The organism is Stenotrophomonas sp. RIT-551, assembly GCF_026241915.1.
In the GTDB taxonomy this organism is placed as follows: Bacteria; Pseudomonadota; Gammaproteobacteria; order Xanthomonadales; family Xanthomonadaceae; genus Stenotrophomonas; species Stenotrophomonas bentonitica_A.
In genome coordinates, this window is the sequence record NZ_JAPJIU010000010.1 from 69,356 (window position 1) to 86,700 (window position 17,345).

17 protein-coding genes are annotated in these 17,345 nt (G+C 67.5%); 9 read left to right on the forward strand and 8 right to left on the reverse strand.

Features of this window, described 5'->3' with window-relative positions:
* The first annotated feature begins 9 nt into the window (after window positions 1–9).
* On the forward strand, window positions 10–870 hold the full coding sequence (locus ORK51_RS12925; protein ID WP_429000670.1) for an endonuclease/exonuclease/phosphatase family protein: 861 nt from the start codon (window positions 10–12) through the stop codon (window positions 868–870).
* A 277-nt stretch (window positions 871–1,147) separates the two neighbouring features.
* Here ORK51_RS12925 and ORK51_RS12930 read toward each other — a convergent pair whose 3' ends face one another.
* A complete protein-coding gene (locus ORK51_RS12930; protein ID WP_266085128.1) occupies window positions 1,148–4,618 on the reverse strand; it encodes an Rne/Rng family ribonuclease in 3,471 nt (1,156 codons plus the stop codon).
* A gap of 403 nt (window positions 4,619–5,021) precedes the next feature.
* Here ORK51_RS12930 and ORK51_RS12935 point away from each other — a divergent pair, with 403 nt between their 5' ends.
* The gene (locus ORK51_RS12935) at window positions 5,022–5,999 is read left to right on the forward strand and encodes an RluA family pseudouridine synthase (RefSeq protein WP_429000671.1); all 978 of its coding nucleotides are present in this window, start codon (window positions 5,022–5,024) and stop codon (window positions 5,997–5,999) included.
* 172 nt (window positions 6,000–6,171) lie between these two features.
* Here ORK51_RS12935 and zupT read toward each other — a convergent pair whose 3' ends face one another.
* The 3 genes from zupT to ORK51_RS12950 all read right to left on the reverse strand — a co-directional run bounded on the left by zupT (window position 6,172) and on the right by ORK51_RS12950 (window position 7,932).
* Window positions 6,172–6,981 (reverse strand): zinc transporter ZupT, encoded by an 810-nt coding sequence (zupT, locus tag ORK51_RS12940; protein ID WP_070425510.1) that lies wholly within the window; start codon window positions 6,979–6,981, stop codon window positions 6,172–6,174.
* A gap of 185 nt (window positions 6,982–7,166) precedes the next feature.
* Window positions 7,167–7,586 carry an energy transducer TonB gene (locus ORK51_RS12945; RefSeq protein WP_019182888.1) on the reverse strand — a complete coding sequence of 140 codons (420 nt, stop codon included), beginning with the start codon at window positions 7,584–7,586 and terminating at the stop codon, window positions 7,167–7,169.
* 4 nt (window positions 7,587–7,590) lie between these two features.
* Complete coding sequence (locus ORK51_RS12950; protein ID WP_019182889.1) at window positions 7,591–7,932, reverse strand: 4a-hydroxytetrahydrobiopterin dehydratase; 342 nt, start codon at window positions 7,930–7,932, stop codon at window positions 7,591–7,593.
* A 90-nt stretch (window positions 7,933–8,022) separates the two neighbouring features.
* Between ORK51_RS12950 and ORK51_RS12955 the strand changes: the two genes are divergently transcribed.
* Together ORK51_RS12955 and ORK51_RS12960 are read left to right on the forward strand one after the other, a co-directional pair.
* Window positions 8,023–8,622 carry an NfuA family Fe-S biogenesis protein gene (locus tag ORK51_RS12955; protein WP_019182890.1) on the forward strand — a complete coding sequence of 200 codons (600 nt, stop codon included), beginning with the start codon at window positions 8,023–8,025 and terminating at the stop codon, window positions 8,620–8,622.
* Between the two features lie 9 nt (window positions 8,623–8,631).
* Entirely contained in the window at window positions 8,632–10,374 is a 1,743-nt protein-coding gene (locus tag ORK51_RS12960) for a hypothetical protein (protein ID WP_266085130.1), read from the forward strand.
* A gap of 111 nt (window positions 10,375–10,485) precedes the next feature.
* On the opposite strand, the gene ORK51_RS12965 is transcribed toward ORK51_RS12960, so the two are convergent.
* Window positions 10,486–10,932: a barstar family protein gene (locus tag ORK51_RS12965; protein ID WP_019182893.1), complete on the reverse strand. Its 447-nt coding sequence runs from the start codon at window positions 10,930–10,932 to the stop codon at window positions 10,486–10,488.
* Complete coding sequence (locus ORK51_RS12970) at window positions 10,929–11,393, reverse strand: guanyl-specific ribonuclease (protein WP_019182894.1); 465 nt, start codon at window positions 11,391–11,393, stop codon at window positions 10,929–10,931. Before ORK51_RS12970 ends, ORK51_RS12965 begins: the two co-directional genes overlap by 4 nt.
* A gap of 266 nt (window positions 11,394–11,659) precedes the next feature.
* Here ORK51_RS12970 and ORK51_RS12975 point away from each other — a divergent pair, with 266 nt between their 5' ends.
* The gene (locus tag ORK51_RS12975) at window positions 11,660–12,271 is read left to right on the forward strand and encodes a superoxide dismutase (RefSeq protein ID WP_019182895.1); all 612 of its coding nucleotides are present in this window, start codon (window positions 11,660–11,662) and stop codon (window positions 12,269–12,271) included.
* An 80-nt stretch (window positions 12,272–12,351) separates the two neighbouring features.
* Here the strand turns inward: ORK51_RS12975 and ORK51_RS12980 are convergent, their stop codons facing one another.
* Complete coding sequence (locus ORK51_RS12980; RefSeq protein WP_019182896.1) at window positions 12,352–13,200, reverse strand: endonuclease/exonuclease/phosphatase family protein; 849 nt, start codon at window positions 13,198–13,200, stop codon at window positions 12,352–12,354.
* Window positions 13,201–13,377: 177 nt separating this feature from the next.
* Between ORK51_RS12980 and ORK51_RS12985 the strand changes: the two genes are divergently transcribed.
* On the forward strand, window positions 13,378–14,940 hold the full coding sequence (locus tag ORK51_RS12985; protein WP_070470348.1) for a POT-type proton-dependent oligopeptide transporter: 1,563 nt from the start codon (window positions 13,378–13,380) through the stop codon (window positions 14,938–14,940).
* A gap of 7 nt (window positions 14,941–14,947) precedes the next feature.
* Window positions 14,948–15,571 carry a rhomboid family intramembrane serine protease gene (locus tag ORK51_RS12990; RefSeq protein WP_266085131.1) on the forward strand — a complete coding sequence of 208 codons (624 nt, stop codon included), beginning with the start codon at window positions 14,948–14,950 and terminating at the stop codon, window positions 15,569–15,571.
* Between the two features lie 155 nt (window positions 15,572–15,726).
* Here ORK51_RS12990 and ORK51_RS12995 read toward each other — a convergent pair whose 3' ends face one another.
* Entirely contained in the window at window positions 15,727–15,906 is a 180-nt protein-coding gene (locus ORK51_RS12995) for a hypothetical protein (protein ID WP_019182899.1), read from the reverse strand.
* A 213-nt stretch (window positions 15,907–16,119) separates the two neighbouring features.
* Here ORK51_RS12995 and ORK51_RS13000 point away from each other — a divergent pair, with 213 nt between their 5' ends.
* Together ORK51_RS13000 and ORK51_RS13005 are read left to right on the forward strand one after the other, a co-directional pair.
* Window positions 16,120–16,422 carry a GNAT family N-acetyltransferase gene (locus ORK51_RS13000; protein WP_019182900.1) on the forward strand — a complete coding sequence of 101 codons (303 nt, stop codon included), beginning with the start codon at window positions 16,120–16,122 and terminating at the stop codon, window positions 16,420–16,422.
* Between the two features lie 23 nt (window positions 16,423–16,445).
* Window positions 16,446–17,342, forward strand: a complete 897-nt coding sequence (locus tag ORK51_RS13005) for a DUF3298 and DUF4163 domain-containing protein (protein ID WP_429000672.1) — start codon at window positions 16,446–16,448, stop codon at window positions 17,340–17,342.
* The last annotated feature ends 3 nt before the right edge of the window (window positions 17,343–17,345 follow it).

The window sequence follows — 17,345 nt, forward strand, 5'->3', positions numbered from 1 at the left end:
ATGACGAGAATGAGGCGCGGCCTGCTGGCCGCCGTGCTGGCGTTCGCGCCGGTGGTCGCGATGGCGCAGGCCGCAGGGGCAGGGGCCGGGCAGGAGATGACCATGGTCACCTTCAACCTGCACCACGACCGCGAAAACTGGCCGGCCCGCCGCCAGGTGATCCTGCGGGAGCTGCAGGCCCTGCAGCCCGATGCGATCGCGTTGCAGGAGGTGATCCAGAAGCCCCATGTGCGCAACCAGGCCGCATGGCTGGCGCGCAAGCTGGGCTATGAGTACCAGTTCGTTTCCACCGATCCGCCGGGCCGTTTCAAGCGCTATGGCAATGCACTGCTGACCCGGCGCCCGGTGCTGACGCGCAACGACCACCTGCTGGCACCGATCAACGACTACCGCACCGTGGCGCATCTGCGCATCGATGTGGACGGTCGGCCGGTCAACGTCTATGCCACGCACTTGAACGAGCGCTCGGACGAGGTGGGCAGCCGCATCCGCGGCGAGCAGGTGGCCGATCTGCTGACGTTCATCGCGCAGACCGCAGGTGATGCGCCGGTGGTCGTGGCCGGGGACTTCAACGCGCTGGTGGATGCAGGTGACCTGAGCGAGCTGCGCAATCACTACGGCGACAGCTACGGCAGCGTGCACGTCAACAACGAGCTGGCCCAGGTCAGCACGCTCAACCGCCATTACTACGATGCGCCATCGCGCATCGACCATATCTTCTTCCAGCAGGATCGCCTGCTTGCCCGCGAAGCGAAGCTCCTGTTCGATCAGCCGTACGCCGATGGCCGCTGGGCCTCGGATCACTACGGCGTGTGGACCCGGCTGCAGTTCGCGCCGGGTACCGGCAACGCTGGCGCGACGACGCCCTGAGGCGCGCGCCACGTCATCGGTGATGGTGTAGCGCGCTACCGGCTGCCTCCACGGATGACGTGGATCTGCCCTTGATGCGACCGATCCGGGATCCACGCATGGCGTGGATCTACCCTTGCTGCATCCCACGGCCTGTGTAGATCCACGCCGTGCGTGGATACGCTCAACGCCGCCATCATGACTGCCTGACCCGCGCCGCTGGCTCCGCCATCCAACCGCCCAAACGCAGACAGCGGCCCGAAGGCCGCTGTCTGTTTGTTGCGTCACTCACCCAGGATCAGAGCGTGTCTTTCTTTTCCTGGTCAGCCTTGTCGCCTTCGTCGGCCTGCGGGGCATCGGTGGGGATGTCCTCGCGGGCCTCGGCCTGGGCGGCCTGTTCGGCGGCATTGGTGGTGGCCGGGGCTTCGCTGGCGGTCGCACCGAACAGCTGGCCGTTATGCACGACCGGGCCGGCCGGGGCCGATTCGGTGCGGGCCTGCGGGGCTGCCGGCTGTGCCGGGGCCTGGGTCGCATCGACGGCATCCAGCATGCTGGTCTGCACCGGCGCGGCGGTCGGCTCCTTCACTTCTTCCGGGGCGGTCTCGACGACCGGGGCCGCCGGAGCAACCACCGGGGCCGGAGCCACCGGAGCAGCGACCGGGGCCGGAGCCGCCGGAGCAGCGACCGGAGCCGGAGCCACCGGAGCAGCGACCGGGGCCGGAGCCACCGGAGCAGCGACAGGAGCCGGAGCCACCGGAACCGGAGCCGCCGGAGCAGCCACCGAAGCCGGAGCCGCCGGAGCAGCCACCGGAGCCGGAGCCACCGGAGCAGCCACCGGTTCAACCACACGCGGTGCTTCCACCGGTGCAGCCGGCTGCGCAGCGGCCGGGGTCGGCTTCGGGCTTTCCACGAACGGCACCGGGTCGTTGTAGGAGGCCGGGGCCTTCTCGGCGACCGGTTCGGCTGCCGGGGCAGTGGCCTTTTCAACGACCGGGGTCGGTGCCTTTTCGGCGACCGGTGCTGCCACCGGCGCCGGGGTCGGCTCGGTGTGGCCCGCCGTCACGACCGGGCTGCTGACCACCGCCGCCGGAGCGGCAGCGGCGACAGCGGCTGCCGGAGCCGGGCGCGGGGCCTGGACCTGGACAGCGGCGGCGGCCGGCGCGTTGCCGGATTCGTCGTCGAACTCGAACTCCGGCTGCGGCTGACCATGGTTGGCGACCTGGCGCTCGGCCGGGGCGGCGGTGTCGCCGTCCTGATCGCCATCCTGATCGTCGCCCTCGTCATCCAGACCGTTCTCGTCACCATTGAGGCCATCGCTTCCGGCGGCCTGCTCACCGTTGCCACGACGACGACGACGGCCACCGCGACGACCGCGACGACGACGCGAAGCGCCTTCGCCGGTACCGTCTTCGGCGTTGGCCGGGGCGTCACCCTGTTCGGTGGCCTCGCTCACTGCAGCCTGCGTGTCCTCGGCCACAACGGCCTTGGTCGCGTCCTGCGCGTGGGCAGCCGATGCAGCAGCATCGGTGGCGACCACGGCAGCGGCGGCGATCACCGCGGCATCGGCGGCGACCGGGGCAGCGGTGGTCGGCTTGGGTGCATCGGCCTGCGGCTGGCGCGCGGGCTTTTCGCTCACGGCCGGCTTGTCGCCGTCATTCTGCTGGGGCTTGGCCTGGCCGTTCTGGCCCTGCTTCTGCTTCAGCTTCGGCTGCTGCTGGTCATTGCGCGCTTCATTGCGCGGCTTGGCCGGCTGCTGCTCGTTGCGCGGCTTGCCCTGGCTGGGCGCCTGCACCTGTGCTGCGTTGCCATTGGCCGGTGCGGCGGTGTCCTGGCGGCGCTCGTCACGACGCTCGCCCTTCGGGCCGCGCTCGCCACGCTCACCACGGTCCTTGCCACGGCCCTGCGCCTGCGCATTGCCGTTACCGCCGCGCTCGCCACGCTCATCGCGGCGGCCGTTGCGGTCCTTGCCGTTGCGGTCCTTGTTGCGACCGCTGCGGTTGCCGTCCTGGCCCGGGCGGCTGCTCGGCTGCGGTGCGGCGGCCGGGGCCGGTTCGCCACCGAAGATGCGCTTGAGCCAACCCACCACGCCGGTGGCGGCAGGGGCGGCCACGGGGGCGGCGACCGGGGCCGGTGCGGCCACCGGTTCCGGGGCTTCACGCACCGGGGCCGGCTGGCTGTGCTTGACCTGGGTCACCACCGGGGCGACCGGGATGTTCAGCTGGGCCTTGGTCAGTGCATGCACGGGCAGCTTGCGCGGGGTGCCGCGCTGGTAGCTCGGCTTGCCGCTCTCTTCGCCCAGCTCGTTCTCGCGCAGGCGGGTCACTTCGTAATGCGGGGTGTGCAGCTGCTCATCGGCCACGATCACGATCGGCGCGTCGTGGCGCTGTTCGATCTCACGCAGCGCGCTGCGCTTTTCATTGAGCAGGTAGTTGGCGATCTCGACCGGGGCCTGGACCAGCACCTGCCCGGTGTTCTCCTTCATCGCATGCTCTTCCGCCACGCGGATGATGGACAGCGACAGCGACTCGACGCTGCGCATGCGGCCATGGCCATCGCAACGCGGGCAGACGATCTGGCTGGATTCGCCCAGGCTCGGGCGCAGGCGCTGGCGGCTCATTTCCATCAGGCCGAAGCGCGAAATGCGGCCCAGCTGCACGCGCGCACGGTCGTACTTGAGCGCGTTCTGCAGGCGGTTCTCGACTTCGCGCTGGTGCTTGTTGGAGGCCATGTCGATGAAATCGATGACCACCAGGCCGCCCAGGTCGCGCAGGCGCAGCTGGCGGGCCACTTCTTCAGCCGCTTCCAGGTTGGTCTGGAAGGCGGTGTCCTCGATGTCGCTGCCCTTGGTGGCGCGCGAGGAGTTCACGTCGATGGCGGTCAGCGCTTCGGTCTGGTCGACCACGATCGAGCCGCCGGACGGCAGGCGGACATTGCGCTCATACGCGCCTTCGATCTGCGATTCGATCTGGAAGCGGTTGAACAGCGGGATGTCGTCCTTGTAATGCTTGAGCTTGCGCAGGGTCTGCGGCATCACCTGCTGCATGAACTCCTGGGCGGTCTCGTACAGCTCCTCGGTGTCCACCAGGATCTCGCCGACATCGGCGCGCAGGTAGTCACGCAGGGCGCGCACGATCAGCCGCGATTCCTGGTAGATCAGGAACGAGGCCGGCTTGGTCAGTGCCGCTTCGGCGATCGACTTCCAGACCTGCAGCAGGTAATCCAGATCCCACTGCAGTTCTTCGGCATCGCGGCCGACGCCGGCGGTGCGGATGATCACGCCCATGTCGTCGGGGATGTTCAGCTTGTCCAGCGCGTCTTTCAGCGCGGCACGGTCTTCGCCCTCGATGCGACGCGAGACGCCACCGGCGCTCGGCGAGTTCGGCATCAGGACCATGTAGCGGCCAGCCAGCGAGATGAACGTGGTCAGGGCAGCGCCCTTGTTGCCGCGCTCTTCCTTGTCCACCTGGACCACGACTTCCTGGCCTTCACGCAGCAGCTCGCGGATGCCGGCCTTGTTGTGGTCGACGCCAGCCTGGAAGTAATCGCGGGAGATTTCCTTCAGCGGCAGGAAGCCATGGCGCTCACCGCCGTACTCGACGAAGGCCGCTTCCAGTGAAGGCTCAAGGCGCGTGATGCGGCCTTTGTAGATGTTCGACTTCTTCTGTTCCTTGGACGGCTGTTCGATGTCGATGTCGTACAGCGTCTGGCCATCCACGATGGCTACCCGCAGCTCTTCAGCCTGCGTGGCATTGATCAGCATTCGCTTCATTCTTGCGTTCCTCGCGCGCTGCTACCGCGCGGAACGCCATGGGGTTTCGCTTCTGGTCACGCTTCACCGCCCATCGCGCATGCGCGGGGAGGGCGGTTTGGGTTTCCAGCGCTACGACACCACGGCAGGCCGCGGGAGCGCTTCATTTGTTTTGGTTTGGGTGTAACTGGGCCGGAGGCAGCTTTCAGCCAGGCTGGAGCGCCACAGGGACATGTTCAGCGCGAATGTGTGTCAGACATCCGGCGATGGCCGGGACCGCCGGTGAGCCGCTAACATGGCCGCCCCGGGGGCGGTGGCTGCGCACTGTGCCGGAATCGCGGGAAGTCGGGCTTCTGGCCCAGAGCAACTTCCAACGAAATCAATCCCTTATCTCGCCCGCCGAGTGTAACAGAATAAAAGGCCAATGACCGTTACCGAGCCCACCCCCAAAGCCGCTGAAGCCATGACCAGCGTACGTATCATCACTGTTCCGGCCGACCGTGCCGGGCAACGCCTGGACAACTTCCTGCTCGGCCAGCTCAAGGGTGCACCGCGCAGCCTGATCTACAAGCTCGTGCGAAGTGGCCAGGTCCGCGTCAATGGCGGCCGCGCCAAGGCCGAGCGCAAGCTGGAGGGCGGCGACGAAGTCCGGGTGCCGCCCGTACGTCTCAACGAAGAGGGCGACAAGGCGGGGCCGCCGGCCGCGTTCATGAAGCGGCTGGACGATGCCATCGTGTTCGAAGACGATCGGCTGCTGGCGCTGAACAAGCCGTCGGGCGTGGCCAGTCACGGCGGCAGCGGCATCAGTTTCGGCGCCATCGAAACCCTGCGCGCACTGCGGCCGGGCAAGACCCTGGAGCTGGTCCATCGTCTGGACCGGGATACCTCCGGCCTGCTGATCGTGGCCAAGAAGCGCTCGGCCCTGAGCGAGCTGCAGGCGCTGCTGCGTGAAGACCACGGCGCCGGCATCCGCAAGCGCTACCTGACGCTGCTGGCCGGCCGCATGCCCGATGGCACCATGACCGTGGACGCCCCGCTGCACGTGGGCCTGCGCCAGGGTGGCGAGCGCCACGTGCAGGTCAATCCGATCGGCAAGGAGTCGATCAGCCACTTCAAGGTGCTCGAGCGCAAGGGGGGCCACTCGTACTGCGAAGTGCGGATCGAAACCGGCCGGACCCACCAGATCCGCGTGCATGCCCAGCATCTGGGTCATCCGGTGGCCGGTGACGACAAATACGGCGATCCGGACGTCAACAAGCGGCTTCGTGAGCAGATCGGCCTGAAACGCCTGTTCCTGCACGCGGCCTCGCTGGAGTTCGCGCTGGATGCGGGCAAGACCCCTTATCTGATCAATGCGCCGCTGGCCGAGGAGCTGGTCGAGGTGTTGAACCGGCTCAAGTAAGGCCGTCAAAGCCGCGCCGAACGGAGGGTAGTGCCGGCCGCTGGCCGGCTCTGCACAATCACGACCGACAAGGGAAGCGCCGGCCAGCGGCCGGCACTACCGGGCGGTGGGGCCCTGCGCTGACGTTACCCGGTTGAAAGGGCCCGGAGTTGCCGGGCTAGAACCCCCGGCATCACCACTTGAACAGCACCAGGCTGATCGCCAGGCTGCCCATGCCGGCCACCAGGCCGTAGACGGTCTCGTGGCCCTTGGCGTAGCGCTTGGCCGCCGGCAGCAGTTCGTCCAGGGCCAGGAACACCATCACGCCCGAGATGATCCCGAACACCCAGCCGAAGGTGGCATGGTTGAGCACCCCGGACAGGGCGACATAGCCGATCGCCGCACCGATCGGCTCGGCCAGCCCGGACAGCAGGCTGGCGCCGAACGCATAGAACTTGTTCTGGGTGGCGAAATACACCGGCACCGCGATCGCGATGCCCTCGGGGATGTTGTGGATGGCGATGGCGAAGGCCAGCGGCATGCCGACCGAGGGGCTCTCCAGGGTGGCGAAGAACGTCGCCAGCCCCTCGGGGAAGTTGTGCGCGGTGATCGCCACGGCGGTCAGCAGGCCGACCCGCTTGATGTAGGCCTTGTTGTTGTCGCGGAACAGCGGGTCCTGCTTGTCCAGGCTCTCGTGCGGGTTCGGGATCAGGTGGTCGATCACCACGATCAGCAGCACGCCGACCAGGAAGGCCGCGGTGCCGTAGGCGAAGCCCAATCGGGCGTCATAGGCCTGGGTGAATGAATCGATGGCCTTGTTGAGGATCTCCGTCAGCGAGACGAAAACCATCGCGCCACCGGCAAACGCCAGCCCGAACGCCAGCAGGCGCGGGTTGGGGCGGCGCGAGAACAGCACCATCAGGCTGCCCAGCGCGGTGGCCAGGCCGGCGGCCAGGGTGACCGCCAGGGCGATCCATACGTTTTCAGTGGAAATATCAGGCATCCGCCAACGCGTCCTTGTACGAGAAAAGTGCGCCGTGCGGTCCCCACCTCCCCACCGGGCCGCTGAAATGCGGTGCTCCGTGGGGGCGGTGTTCACCGGGCGCGTGGCGACGCGTCGATCCGACGGACGCCTTGACGATCCATGATGCGCGGTTTGCGGCGGCTGACCTCAACACCCTGCGGCGATCAGCCGCCGCGACGCAGCCGTTCTTCGATCGCGAAGCACTCGTCCGGCTTGGGCTGCGGCGGATTGAAGCTGACCGGTACCTGGATCGTGGTCGAGACCGTCTGCCCGGCACGGGTGCCCGCCTTGAACTGCCAGGCCTGGACCGCCTTCTGCGCCTGCTCGTCGAGCTGGGCGTTGCCGCTGCCACTGGCGAGCTGGACCTGGCTGGGCTGGCCGTCGGCGGCGATGGTGACCTTGAAGGTACTGGTGCCGCCGATCCCCTGGCAGGCCAGTTCGATGGGGTACTCCGGCGGTGGCGTCTTGACCGCGGCGACCTCGGTGGGCGCAGCGACCGGGGCGGCCGGTTGTTCGGGCGTCTTGTTGCAGCCGGCCAGGGCTGCCACGGCAAGGCTGGACAGCACGATGTACTGCAGTTTCATGGGCTTACTCCGTCAGGGCCGAGGCTTTCGCCGCGCAGATGAAGTCGTTTTCGCTCAGGCCACCCACATCATGGGTGGAGAATCGCACCACGGCGCGGTCGTAATGCACGCCCAGGTCCGGGTGGTGGTCTTCGCGATGGGCAACCCAGGCCAGGGCGTTCACGAAGGCCATGGTGCCGTGGTAGTTGTCGAAGCGGAAGGTGCGGGTCAGCGCCTGGCCGGCCTCGGCCAGCTCCCATCCGGGAATCTGGGCCAGCAGCTCGGTGACCCGGGCGGTGCCGAGCTTGTGGTCGCTGCCTTTGCGCGGCACGCAATGGGCCTGCGCCAGCGGAATCAGGTCGGCCATGGGTTCCTCCACATCTGGATGACTGAACAATGCGCGGTCGGGTGTATAAACCGAATGAGCGCATAACAAGGGATTGGCTAGAATAGCCCGATGATCCAGATATCCGACACTGCCCAATCCTATTTCCGCAAGCTGATCGAGCGTGAGGCCGTGCCCGGCATGGGTGTGCGCCTTACCGCCGTCGATGCGGGTACCCCGCGCGCCGATGCCCGCCTGGAGTTCGCCGATCCCGGCGAGCTGCTCGGTGATGAGTGGGCGGTGGACTGCGATGGCTTCACCCTCTACGTGGCCGCCACCAGCGTGGCCTGGCTTGATGGCGCCGAGATCGATTTCGTCACCAACGCCACCGGCAGCCAGCAGCTGACCATCAAGGCGCCGAAGATCAAGGGCGAGGCGCCGACGGAAGGTTCTTCCCTGGTCGAGCGGGTGCGCTGGGTGGTGGAGAACGAAGTCAATCCGCAGCTGGCCTCGCATGGCGGCAAGGTCGCAGTGCAGGAAGTCTCGGCCGAGGGCGTGGTGCTGCTGCGCTTCGGCGGCGGCTGCCAGGGCTGCGGCATGGCCGACGTCACGCTCAAGCAGGGCATCGAAAAGACCTTGATGGGACGTGTGCCCGGCATCACCGCGGTGCGCGACGCGACCGACCACGAGAGTGGCGACGCGCCGTACATTCCCCGCGGCACGGCTGCCTGATCGCGCTGCGTGCCACTGCGCCGGGCTGACGACATCCTCGATTGGCTGCTGGCTCGCCAGCCGGACAAGCGCATTCTCGAAAAAACCACGGGCCTCCCCTATGGGTGGGGCCTGTGGCTGCGCGCGTTGTCGCCATTGCCGCGGCCGTTCCGGGCCAGCGAAGTACTTGCCGAACTGGCCCGGCGTGAGCCGATGCCCGCGGGTGGGCGCCTGCCCGAACTGAGTTTCGTCCAGGCGATGCGCCGGCTGCTCTGGCAGGGCTGGGACCCGGCCCCGCGCGATCAGCGTTGGATGCGCTGGACCTCGGCGCTGATCAGCGCGCTGCTGCATCTGATGTTCGCGCTGTTGTTGCTGTGGGTGGCCTTGATTCGCCCGCCAAGCGAGCCCGAACAGGGCGGCGAGAGCGGGCGCGTGCAGGTGGCGTTCGTCGGCCGCGGCACCCCGCAGCAGGAGCAAGGGGCGTCACCGGCCGCTGCCGAGCCGGCCACGGCGGACGCGGCGATCGCTGCGGCGATGGCCAATGCGCAGGCGATGGCGCAGGCCGAGGCGGATGCACGCACAGCATCGGCCCCGCAGCCGACCGCGGCGCCGGCACCGCCAAGCGAGCCACAACCGGCGCCACCGGCGCCCGCGACGCCGGCGGTGGAGCAGCCCGTCCAGGCGACCGAGGTGGCCCAGGCCACGACCGATTTCGTGGTGCCGCCGACCAGCGTGCCGCGCACCGAAGTGCGGGTGGTGACGCGCGAGCCGCAGGACATCGCGGTGCGTGAGCGCACCGTGGTCACGGTGGAAGCGCCGACGCCGCGTACCACCGTGCCGGCCCCGCGCACGGCCGAACCGCAATTGCGCACGCCCGAGCTGACCGTGCAGGAGCGGCAGGTCACGGTGGTCGAAGCCCCGACTCCCACCGTGGCCATTGCCGGGCCCCGGGTGGAGGCCACCGTGCCGCAACGTGAGGTGCAGGTCCGCGAACGCGAGATCCGGCCGGTGACCGCGCCGGCGGTGAACGTGGCCACGCTGCCCACGCGCGAGGTGGCCGTACCGGGCCGATCGCCTGAGGTCGCCGTGCGCGAACGCGCGGTGCCCAACGCCGCACCGCGTCCGGCACCGCCATCACCGGCCGCGGCGAGCAGTACGGCGACGGCGCCGGCGGCCGCCAATGCCAGCACGGCGGCCAGCACGTCCACGGCGCCGGCCGCGACCCGCGCCCCGGCGAGCCCATCCAAGGCACCGCCCGGCAGCTGGACCACGCCCAACCGGTCCGATGACTGGGGCGCGGCCAATCATCCGCAGGACGCCGATCTCAATGGCCGTGCCGTCAGTGCGACCCAGGGCAATGGCAGCAGTCTGTTCAAGGCCGATGGCAGTGTGCGCGTGCCCGGCCAGGAGGGTCACGGCAACAGTGAGCGGGGCGCACCGGGCGGCGAGAAAGATGGCTGGAGCAAAGAGCGCATTGCGCAGTCCGGCACTTGGCTCAAGCGCCCGCCGTACGACTACACCCCGACCTCGTTCGACAAATACTGGGCGCCCAACGAATCGTTGCTGGCCGAATGGGTCCGCAAGGGCATCAAGGCGGTGGAGATTCCGATCCCTGGCACGAGCTCGTCGATTTCCTGCGTGATCTCCGTGCTGCAGTTCGGCGGCGGCTGTGGCTTGAGCGATCCGAACATGCAGGACCAGCCAGCCATCGCGCGTCCGCCGCCAGACATCCCGTTCAAGAAGGAACTGCAGGAAGACAACGGCAGCCGATGAGGCGCGGCCTCGGCGGCGGGTAGAGCCACCACGCCATGCGTGGCTGGGTTTCGGCCGGGTGTCACGGCGCCTCGCAGCCACGCATGGCGTGACTCTGCCGGATGCTGGGCGTTACGGTGCGGGGTCCGCGTCCGGTTCCACGTCCGCGTCCTGCAGCGCGACGAACGCCCAGAACGGCACGTTGCTCTCGCCCCAGTAGCGGCTGGCTTCGTCCAGCACATCCAGCAGCGTGTCGAACTCCGCGCCCGCCTCGCTGCGCAGCGCATCGGCGTCGTTGAAGAACAGGGCATAGCCATTGGCCGGCAGCCACGCCAGGTCACGCAGGTTGTCCGTCAGTGCATCCCAGTTGCCGCCAAAGCCGGTCGGGAAGTCCAGGCGGGCGGCCAGCCGCATCAGCAAAGTGCGCTTGTCCTGGCAGCCGGCCAGGTCGATCTGGATCACACGCAGGCCGGCATCGCGCATCGCCGCCGACAACGGGGCGACATCATCGTTGCCGATCGCATAGATGCCGGCGTTGTTGATGTCGTGCAGGCCCAACTCGAATCCGTCATGCGTCATTGCCAGCTCCCGGCAGGTGGAACGTCGAAACTGCGGAACGTTTCATAGTGATCATCGGTATAGAACCAGCCAGTAGGGGGTGTGCCGCCGGTGACAATGCGCCGTGCGCCGCGATTGCCTGCGCCGGGCGTGTCCACCGTGTATTCGTGGTAATAGCCGCGCGGCCGCTGCGGCAGCCGCTGTTCGCGGTTGCTGAAGATGCTGCCGTCCTGCCGGTGCGGGAACGGGCCGCCACGCTGGATCAGCGCGATGGTGTCGCGCGCTTCGGCCGGCAGGAACGGGGGCAGGGGATCGCGCGTCGTCCGGCTCGATGACGTCGGTGCAGGGGCGGCCGGCGCGCTGTCGGGCTGGGTCAGCGATGGCGCGAACTGCGGCGCGGGCGGGCGCTGGGCCAGCTTGATGGCGGCCAGGCCTCCCACCAGCAGCACGATGGCGATCAACAACAACAGCGGCTTGCGCATGAGGGGCCAGCGAAGAGGGGCGAGGCCACTACTCTACTGCGATCATCGCCCGGCACGGTGAGGCCCAGCCGAACAGGCATGCTGCACCGCGGGTCCTGCGCCGCAGCGGCGTACACCGTCACTGTCGCGTAACGCGCCCGACACGCCATCGACCACGCAGGACGAAGTTTCCTTTACATCGCCCTTGGTAAGCTTGTCGGCCATCCCCATCATCGACTCCGCAACGCCCGGTCTTTGCCGGGTGAGTGAGCTACCAGGAGAACCACATGGCCTATACCCTCCCCAAGCTGTCCTACGCCTACGACGCGCTCGAGCCGCATATCGACGCAGCGACGATGGAAATCCACCACACCAAGCATCACCAGACGTACATCAACAACGTCAACGCTGCGCTGGAAGGCACCGAATATGCCGACCTGCCGGTGGAAGAGCTGGTCAAGAAGACCAAGTCGCTGCCGGAAAACCTGCAGGGCGTCGTGCGCAACAACGGCGGCGGCCATGCCAACCACACTCTGTTCTGGACCGTGATGTCGCCCAACGGCGGCGGCGCTCCGGTCGGTGACGTCGCCAAGGCGATCGATTCGCAGCTGGGCGGTGTCGAGAAGTTCAAAGAGGCCTTCACCAAGGCCGCGCTGACCCGCTTCGGCAGCGGCTGGGCCTGGCTGAGCGTCACCCCGGACAAGAAGGTCGTGGTCGAAAGCAGCGCCAACCAGGACAGCCCGCTGATGGACGGCAACACGCCGATCCTGGCCCTGGACGTGTGGGAACACGCGTACTATCTGAAGTACCAGAACCGTCGCCCGGAATACATCGGCGCGTTCTTCAACGTCGTCGACTGGAACGAAGTCGAGCGTCGTTACCAGGAAGCCATCGCCTGATCGGCACGGTCACCTGAAACACCAACGGCCGGGCAGTGATGCCTGGCCGTTTTTCGTTGCGCCCCCGCAAACGGTGCCGGTCAGGGCGCGCTGGTGCTTTCCGGCGTCTGCAGGCGCAGGGTAGCCATGGTGCCCAGCCGCATCGCCGCAGCGTCGCCCTCGCTGGCCGGCAGCTTGATGCTGTCCTGGCGGATGCCGCCGAAGTGCTTCACCTGGAACAGCACGTCCAGGCCGTGGCCCCGTGCCGCGCCGGCCAGCGACGGCGGATCCACGCGTTCGCCGGGGTTCTTGCGGGCCGGCTGGAAGCCCGGGGTACTTCCCACCAGCTCGGTGATCTCGGCCGAGAAGTCGCCGGCGATCAGCGAAGGCAGGCCGTCGGCGGTCGCGCCGATCCAGGTCATCAGATCGGTGGTCTGGTGCCGGCGGATCTGCGCGTCGTCCGGTTCCGGGCGCAGCCGGGCCACGTAGATGTTGATCAGTTCCTCGCGCAGCTTGACCCGCAGCATCCCGGCCGCGCTGAACTGCCCCGGCGGGTGCAGCAGGGTGACGGCGTCATCGGTCACCGGCAGCCGGGTCAGCATGGCGCTGCCGTGGCGCAGTGGCTGGCTGGGCGGATCGGCAGTGACGAAATCGCAGCTGTAGCGCAGCCGGCTGGCCAGCCAGCAGGCGGGGTTGCGGCCCTGGGTCTGCAGCACCCGCTGCACCGCGATCACGTCCGGCTGCATCGACTCCAGCAGCTGCAGCACCTGGTCACGCCGCTGTTGCCATTGGGCATCGTCCTGGGTCGGCAGTTCCAGCGTGGCGATCTTCAGCGAGGGAAGGGCGTCCTCGGCCTGGCGCGCATGCGCGCCGGCGGCGGGCGCGGCCAGCAACAGCAGCAGGATCCAGCCTGTCCAACCTCGGGTCCCACCGGTGATGTGCGTGCGCATAACGATAAGTTTACGCTTTCGCCGTCGAGGATCCGTGACACGGGTGCCATCGCGCGGATGGGATTCCCGCCCGCCTGCCATGTCCGGTGGCCCCTGTCATGCAGCTGTGCAGCGTGCGCTGGGGTAGGGGCTTCCGGTAATCTTGGTCCTTTCGTGTTCGCAGGACAGCCCCACAGGATGAGCAATATCGCAGCCGCCAGCGCCGGCAAAGGAAAGATGCCGCGCCAGATTCCCTACATCATCGGCAATGAGGCCTGCGAACGCTTCAGCTTCTATGGGATGCGCAACATCCTGGTGCAGTTCCTGATCACCTCGCTGCTGTTGCAGGAGATCACGGCCGATGGCCGGGCCGGCGAGGCCAAGGACATCATGCACAGCTTCATGATCGGCGTGTATTTCTTCCCGCTGCTCGGTGGCTGGCTGGCCGACAAATTTTTCGGCAAGTACCACACCATCCTGTGGTTCAGCCTGATCTACTGCGCCGGCCACGCCTGCCTGGCCATCTTCGAAGACAGCCGCCAGGGCTTCTTCGTCGGCCTGGGCCTGATCGCGCTGGGTGCCGGCGGCATCAAGCCGCTGGTGGCCTCGTTCATGGGCGACCAGTTCGACCAGAGCAACAAGCATCTGGCCAAGGTCGTGTTCGACGCCTTCTACTGGATCATCAACTTCGGCTCGCTGTTCGCCTCGCTGCTGATTCCGCTGGCGCTGAAGAACCTGGGTCCGTCGTGGGCCTTCGGCATCCCGGGCATCCTGATGTTCGTGGCCACCTTCGTGTTCTGGATGGGCCGCAAGCGCTACGTGCTGGTGCCGCTGCCGCCGAAGGACCCGCATTCGTTCGGCAACGTGGTGCGCACGGCGCTCTCGGCGCAGGTGCCGGGCAAGGGCCGTCCGGGTCGTACCCTGGCCATCCTCGGTGCGGTGCTGGCGGTGGCCTCGATGGGGCTGGTCGGCAGCCTGGGCATCGTGATCTGCCTGTGCATCGCGCTGGTCCTGCTGTTGGCCGGCATCGGTGGCGGCACCTGGATCCAGCTGGACCGCGCCCGCGCCGTGCACCCGGCCGAGGCGGTGGAGGGCGTGCGCTCGGTGCTGCGCGTGCTGGTGATCTTCGCCCTGACCACGCCGTTCTTCTCGCTGTTCGACCAGAAGGCCTCGACCTGGGTCCTGCAGGGCCAGCAGATGGCGATGCCAAGCTGGTTCACCGCCTCGCAGATGCAGGCGCTGAACCCGCTGCTGGTGATGATCCTGATCCCGTTCAACAACCTGGTGCTGTACCCGATGCTGCGCCGCTTCGGCTTCGAGCCGACCGCGCTGCGCCGGATGACCGCCGGCATCGCCTTCAGCGGCCTGGCCTGGATCGTGGTCGGCGGTATCCAGGTGATGATGGATGGCGGCAACGTCATGTCCATCTTCTGGCAGATGCTGCCCTACGCGCTGCTGACCTTCGGTGAAGTGCTGGTCTCGGCCACCGGCCTGGAGTTCGCCTACAGCCAGGCGCCGCAGGCCATGAAGGGCGTGGTGATGAGCTTCTGGAACCTGACCACCACCATCGGCAACCTGTGGGTGCTGCTGTCCAACGCGGCGGTGCGCAACGACACGGTGACCCACCAGATCGCCAGTACCGGCTTGAGCGAGGCGGCGTTCCTGATGTTCTTCTTCGCCGGCTTTGCGTTCCTGGCGGCGTTGGCCTTTGGTTGGTATGCCAAGCGCTATCGTATGGTCGACAACTACCGCACCGCCTGAGCCTGACATGACCCCAGTCAACCTGCTGCTGATCGCCATCACCGTCATCGTGTCGTGGATGGCGTTCAAGAACCGTGCGCTCGCCGACCGCCTGATCCTGTGGCCGCCGGCAGTGGACCGCAACCGTCAGTACGATCGCCTGATCACCTACGGGTTCATCCACGCCGATCTGTCCCACCTGGCGTTCAACATGATCACGCTGTTCTTCTTCGGCGGCTTCATCGAACAGGTGATGCTGCAGTTGAGCGGCAGCTACCTGACCTATCCGGCGTTCTACCTGGGTGCGTTGCTGGTCTCGATCCTTCCCAGCTACCTGAAGAACCAGAAGAATCCGAACTACCTCAGCCTGGGGGCATCGGGCGCGGTCTCGGCAGTGCTGTTCGCCTTCATCCTGATCAAGCCGTGGTCGATCATCCTGGTGCTGTTCATTCCGGCCCCGGCGATCATCTATGCGGTGTTCTACGTGGGCTACAGCATCTGGATGGACCGCCGTGGCGGCGACCGCATCAACCACAGCGCGCACCTGGCCGGTGCGGCCTTCGGCGTGCTGTTCATGCTGGCCATGCAGCCGAGCATCTTCAGCCACTTCCTGCGTGAGCTGAGCAACCCGGCCTTCCGCCTCGGCGGTTGATTGGGCGCGTACCGACCAACGGTCGGTACCTACGACGTGGTATCTGGCGCGGGGTGGGGCGTACCGACCAGCGGTCGGTACCTACCGACGGTGGGTCGATGCGTCGTCGCGTCGGGGGGGTAGCTCACGACCGTTGGTCGTGAGCCCGGCAACCGTCAGGCGGCCTTCTTGCCGTCCACGCCATAGGTGCTGAGCAGCCGGGCGTAGACCTCGTGGTTGATCTGGTCGAATTCCCAGCCCTGGGTCTGGCCGTTCACGGCCAGCTGGAACAGGCCCTCGAGCAGGGAGCTGTCGGCATCGCCGTGGGCGGCGGGGGCAGGTGCGGTGTTGTCCATGCGGACCTCCGGAAGAGCGGGTGCGTGCAGGCAGGTCTTCGCAAAAGCCATGCCAGCTTTTACGCCCTGTCCGGATCCGATATCGGCGTGGCGGCTCCAGCCTTTAGGGCCGGATGTGACGCGCCACGTCGCTGCTTGCCCCTGTTCAGGCTTCACGCGATCATGGCGGCCGGCTGCGCACTATCGCTGCAGTCGCCGCAGGAGACACCGCTCATGGCTTCGGTCACGCCGCCCGGACTGGCTTACGAGGTGGAGCACGATCTGGCCCATCACCGGTTCCAGGCCCGGGTCAAAGGGCATCTGGCGCTGCTGGATTACCAGATCAAGCGCAAGCGGATGATCATCACCCACACCGAGGTGCCCGAGCCGATCGCCGGCCGCGGCGTGGCCGGTGAGTTGACCAAGGTGGCGCTGCGCTACGCGCGCGAACACAGATTCAAGGTAGTGCCTGCCTGCGCGTACGCCGAAGCGTTCCTGCAGCGGCACGAGGAGTACGACGACCTGCTGGTCCGATGAGGGCAGCGGGTCATGCTTCAGGGATGGCTGATCATGATGGTGGGTTACAACAAGGGGATTTCAGGATGAACATCGCAGGAAACCGTTGCGCGCTGCGCACCAGCGCGTTGGCCTTGGCTATGGGCTTGGTGGTGGCGGCAGGCTGCAAGCGCGACGGTGACGCGCAGGCGCCGGTGGCAGCGGCCGATACCGCCGCCGAACCGGCTGCACCGACGGCGACGCCGGATGCGCCGGTCGAGCTGCGCGACGTGATCGAGACCTCGCCGCAGGCGGTGGTCGGGATTACCTATCCGCCGGACATCGCGCGGTATCCGGGCCTGGCCAAGACGCTGGGCAGCTATGCCGACAGCGCCCGGGCCGAGCTGCAGCAGGCGCTGGACGGGCTGGGCAACGACAAGCCGACCATGCCCTACGAGCTCTCGCTGACCTTCGAGAAGGTGCTGGAGACGCCGCAGCTGGTGGTGGTGACCGCCGATGGCAGCCGTTACACCGGTGGCGCCCACGGTGAGCCGCTGGTGGCACGCTTCGTATGGCTGCCGGAGCAGCAGCAGATGCTGACCGCCGACAAGCTGGTGGCCGATGCCAAGGGCTGGAAGGCGATCAGCGACTACGTGGCCGACCAGCTGCGCGAACGCGTGGCCACGCGCCTGAGCGGCGATGAGATGGAGCCGGCGCAGATGCAGGAGTCCCTGCGCAACGCCAGCCGGATGATCGCCGATGGCACCGGGCCCAGCGCGGACAACTTCAGCCAGTTCCAGCCGCTGACCGGTTCCGACGGACGCATCTCTGCGATACGCTTCGTGTTCCCGCCCTACCAGGTAGGGCCGTACTCGGACGGCACGCAGACCGTGGACGTCCCGGCCGCCGTGCTGGTGCCGCACGTGGGTCAGGATGTCGCGGGGTTGTTCGCCCGGGGCTGATCG

Coding starts and splice junctions, on each gene's coding strand:
- ORK51_RS12925 (WP_429000670.1), top strand. CDS start 10: ATGAGGCGCGGCCTGCTGGCCGCCGTGCTGGCGTTCGCGCCGGTGGTC.
- ORK51_RS12930 (WP_266085128.1), bottom strand. CDS start 4,618: ATGAAGCGAATGCTGATCAATGCCACGCAGGCTGAAGAGCTGCGGGTA.
- ORK51_RS12935 (WP_429000671.1), top strand. CDS start 5,022: ATGACCGTTACCGAGCCCACCCCCAAAGCCGCTGAAGCCATGACCAGC.
- zupT (WP_070425510.1), bottom strand. CDS start 6,981: ATGCCTGATATTTCCACTGAAAACGTATGGATCGCCCTGGCGGTCACC.
- ORK51_RS12945 (WP_019182888.1), bottom strand. CDS start 7,586: ATGAAACTGCAGTACATCGTGCTGTCCAGCCTTGCCGTGGCAGCCCTG.
- ORK51_RS12950 (WP_019182889.1), bottom strand. CDS start 7,932: ATGGCCGACCTGATTCCGCTGGCGCAGGCCCATTGCGTGCCGCGCAAA.
- ORK51_RS12955 (WP_019182890.1), top strand. CDS start 8,023: ATGATCCAGATATCCGACACTGCCCAATCCTATTTCCGCAAGCTGATC.
- ORK51_RS12965 (WP_019182893.1), bottom strand. CDS start 10,932: ATGACGCATGACGGATTCGAGTTGGGCCTGCACGACATCAACAACGCC.
- ORK51_RS12970 (WP_019182894.1), bottom strand. CDS start 11,393: ATGCGCAAGCCGCTGTTGTTGTTGATCGCCATCGTGCTGCTGGTGGGA.
- ORK51_RS12975 (WP_019182895.1), top strand. CDS start 11,660: ATGGCCTATACCCTCCCCAAGCTGTCCTACGCCTACGACGCGCTCGAG.
- ORK51_RS12980 (WP_019182896.1), bottom strand. CDS start 13,200: ATGCGCACGCACATCACCGGTGGGACCCGAGGTTGGACAGGCTGGATC.
- ORK51_RS12985 (WP_070470348.1), top strand. CDS start 13,378: ATGAGCAATATCGCAGCCGCCAGCGCCGGCAAAGGAAAGATGCCGCGC.
- ORK51_RS12990 (WP_266085131.1), top strand. CDS start 14,948: ATGACCCCAGTCAACCTGCTGCTGATCGCCATCACCGTCATCGTGTCG.
- ORK51_RS12995 (WP_019182899.1), bottom strand. CDS start 15,906: ATGGACAACACCGCACCTGCCCCCGCCGCCCACGGCGATGCCGACAGC.
- ORK51_RS13000 (WP_019182900.1), top strand. CDS start 16,120: ATGGCTTCGGTCACGCCGCCCGGACTGGCTTACGAGGTGGAGCACGAT.
- ORK51_RS13005 (WP_429000672.1), top strand. CDS start 16,446: ATGGCTGATCATGATGGTGGGTTACAACAAGGGGATTTCAGGATGAAC.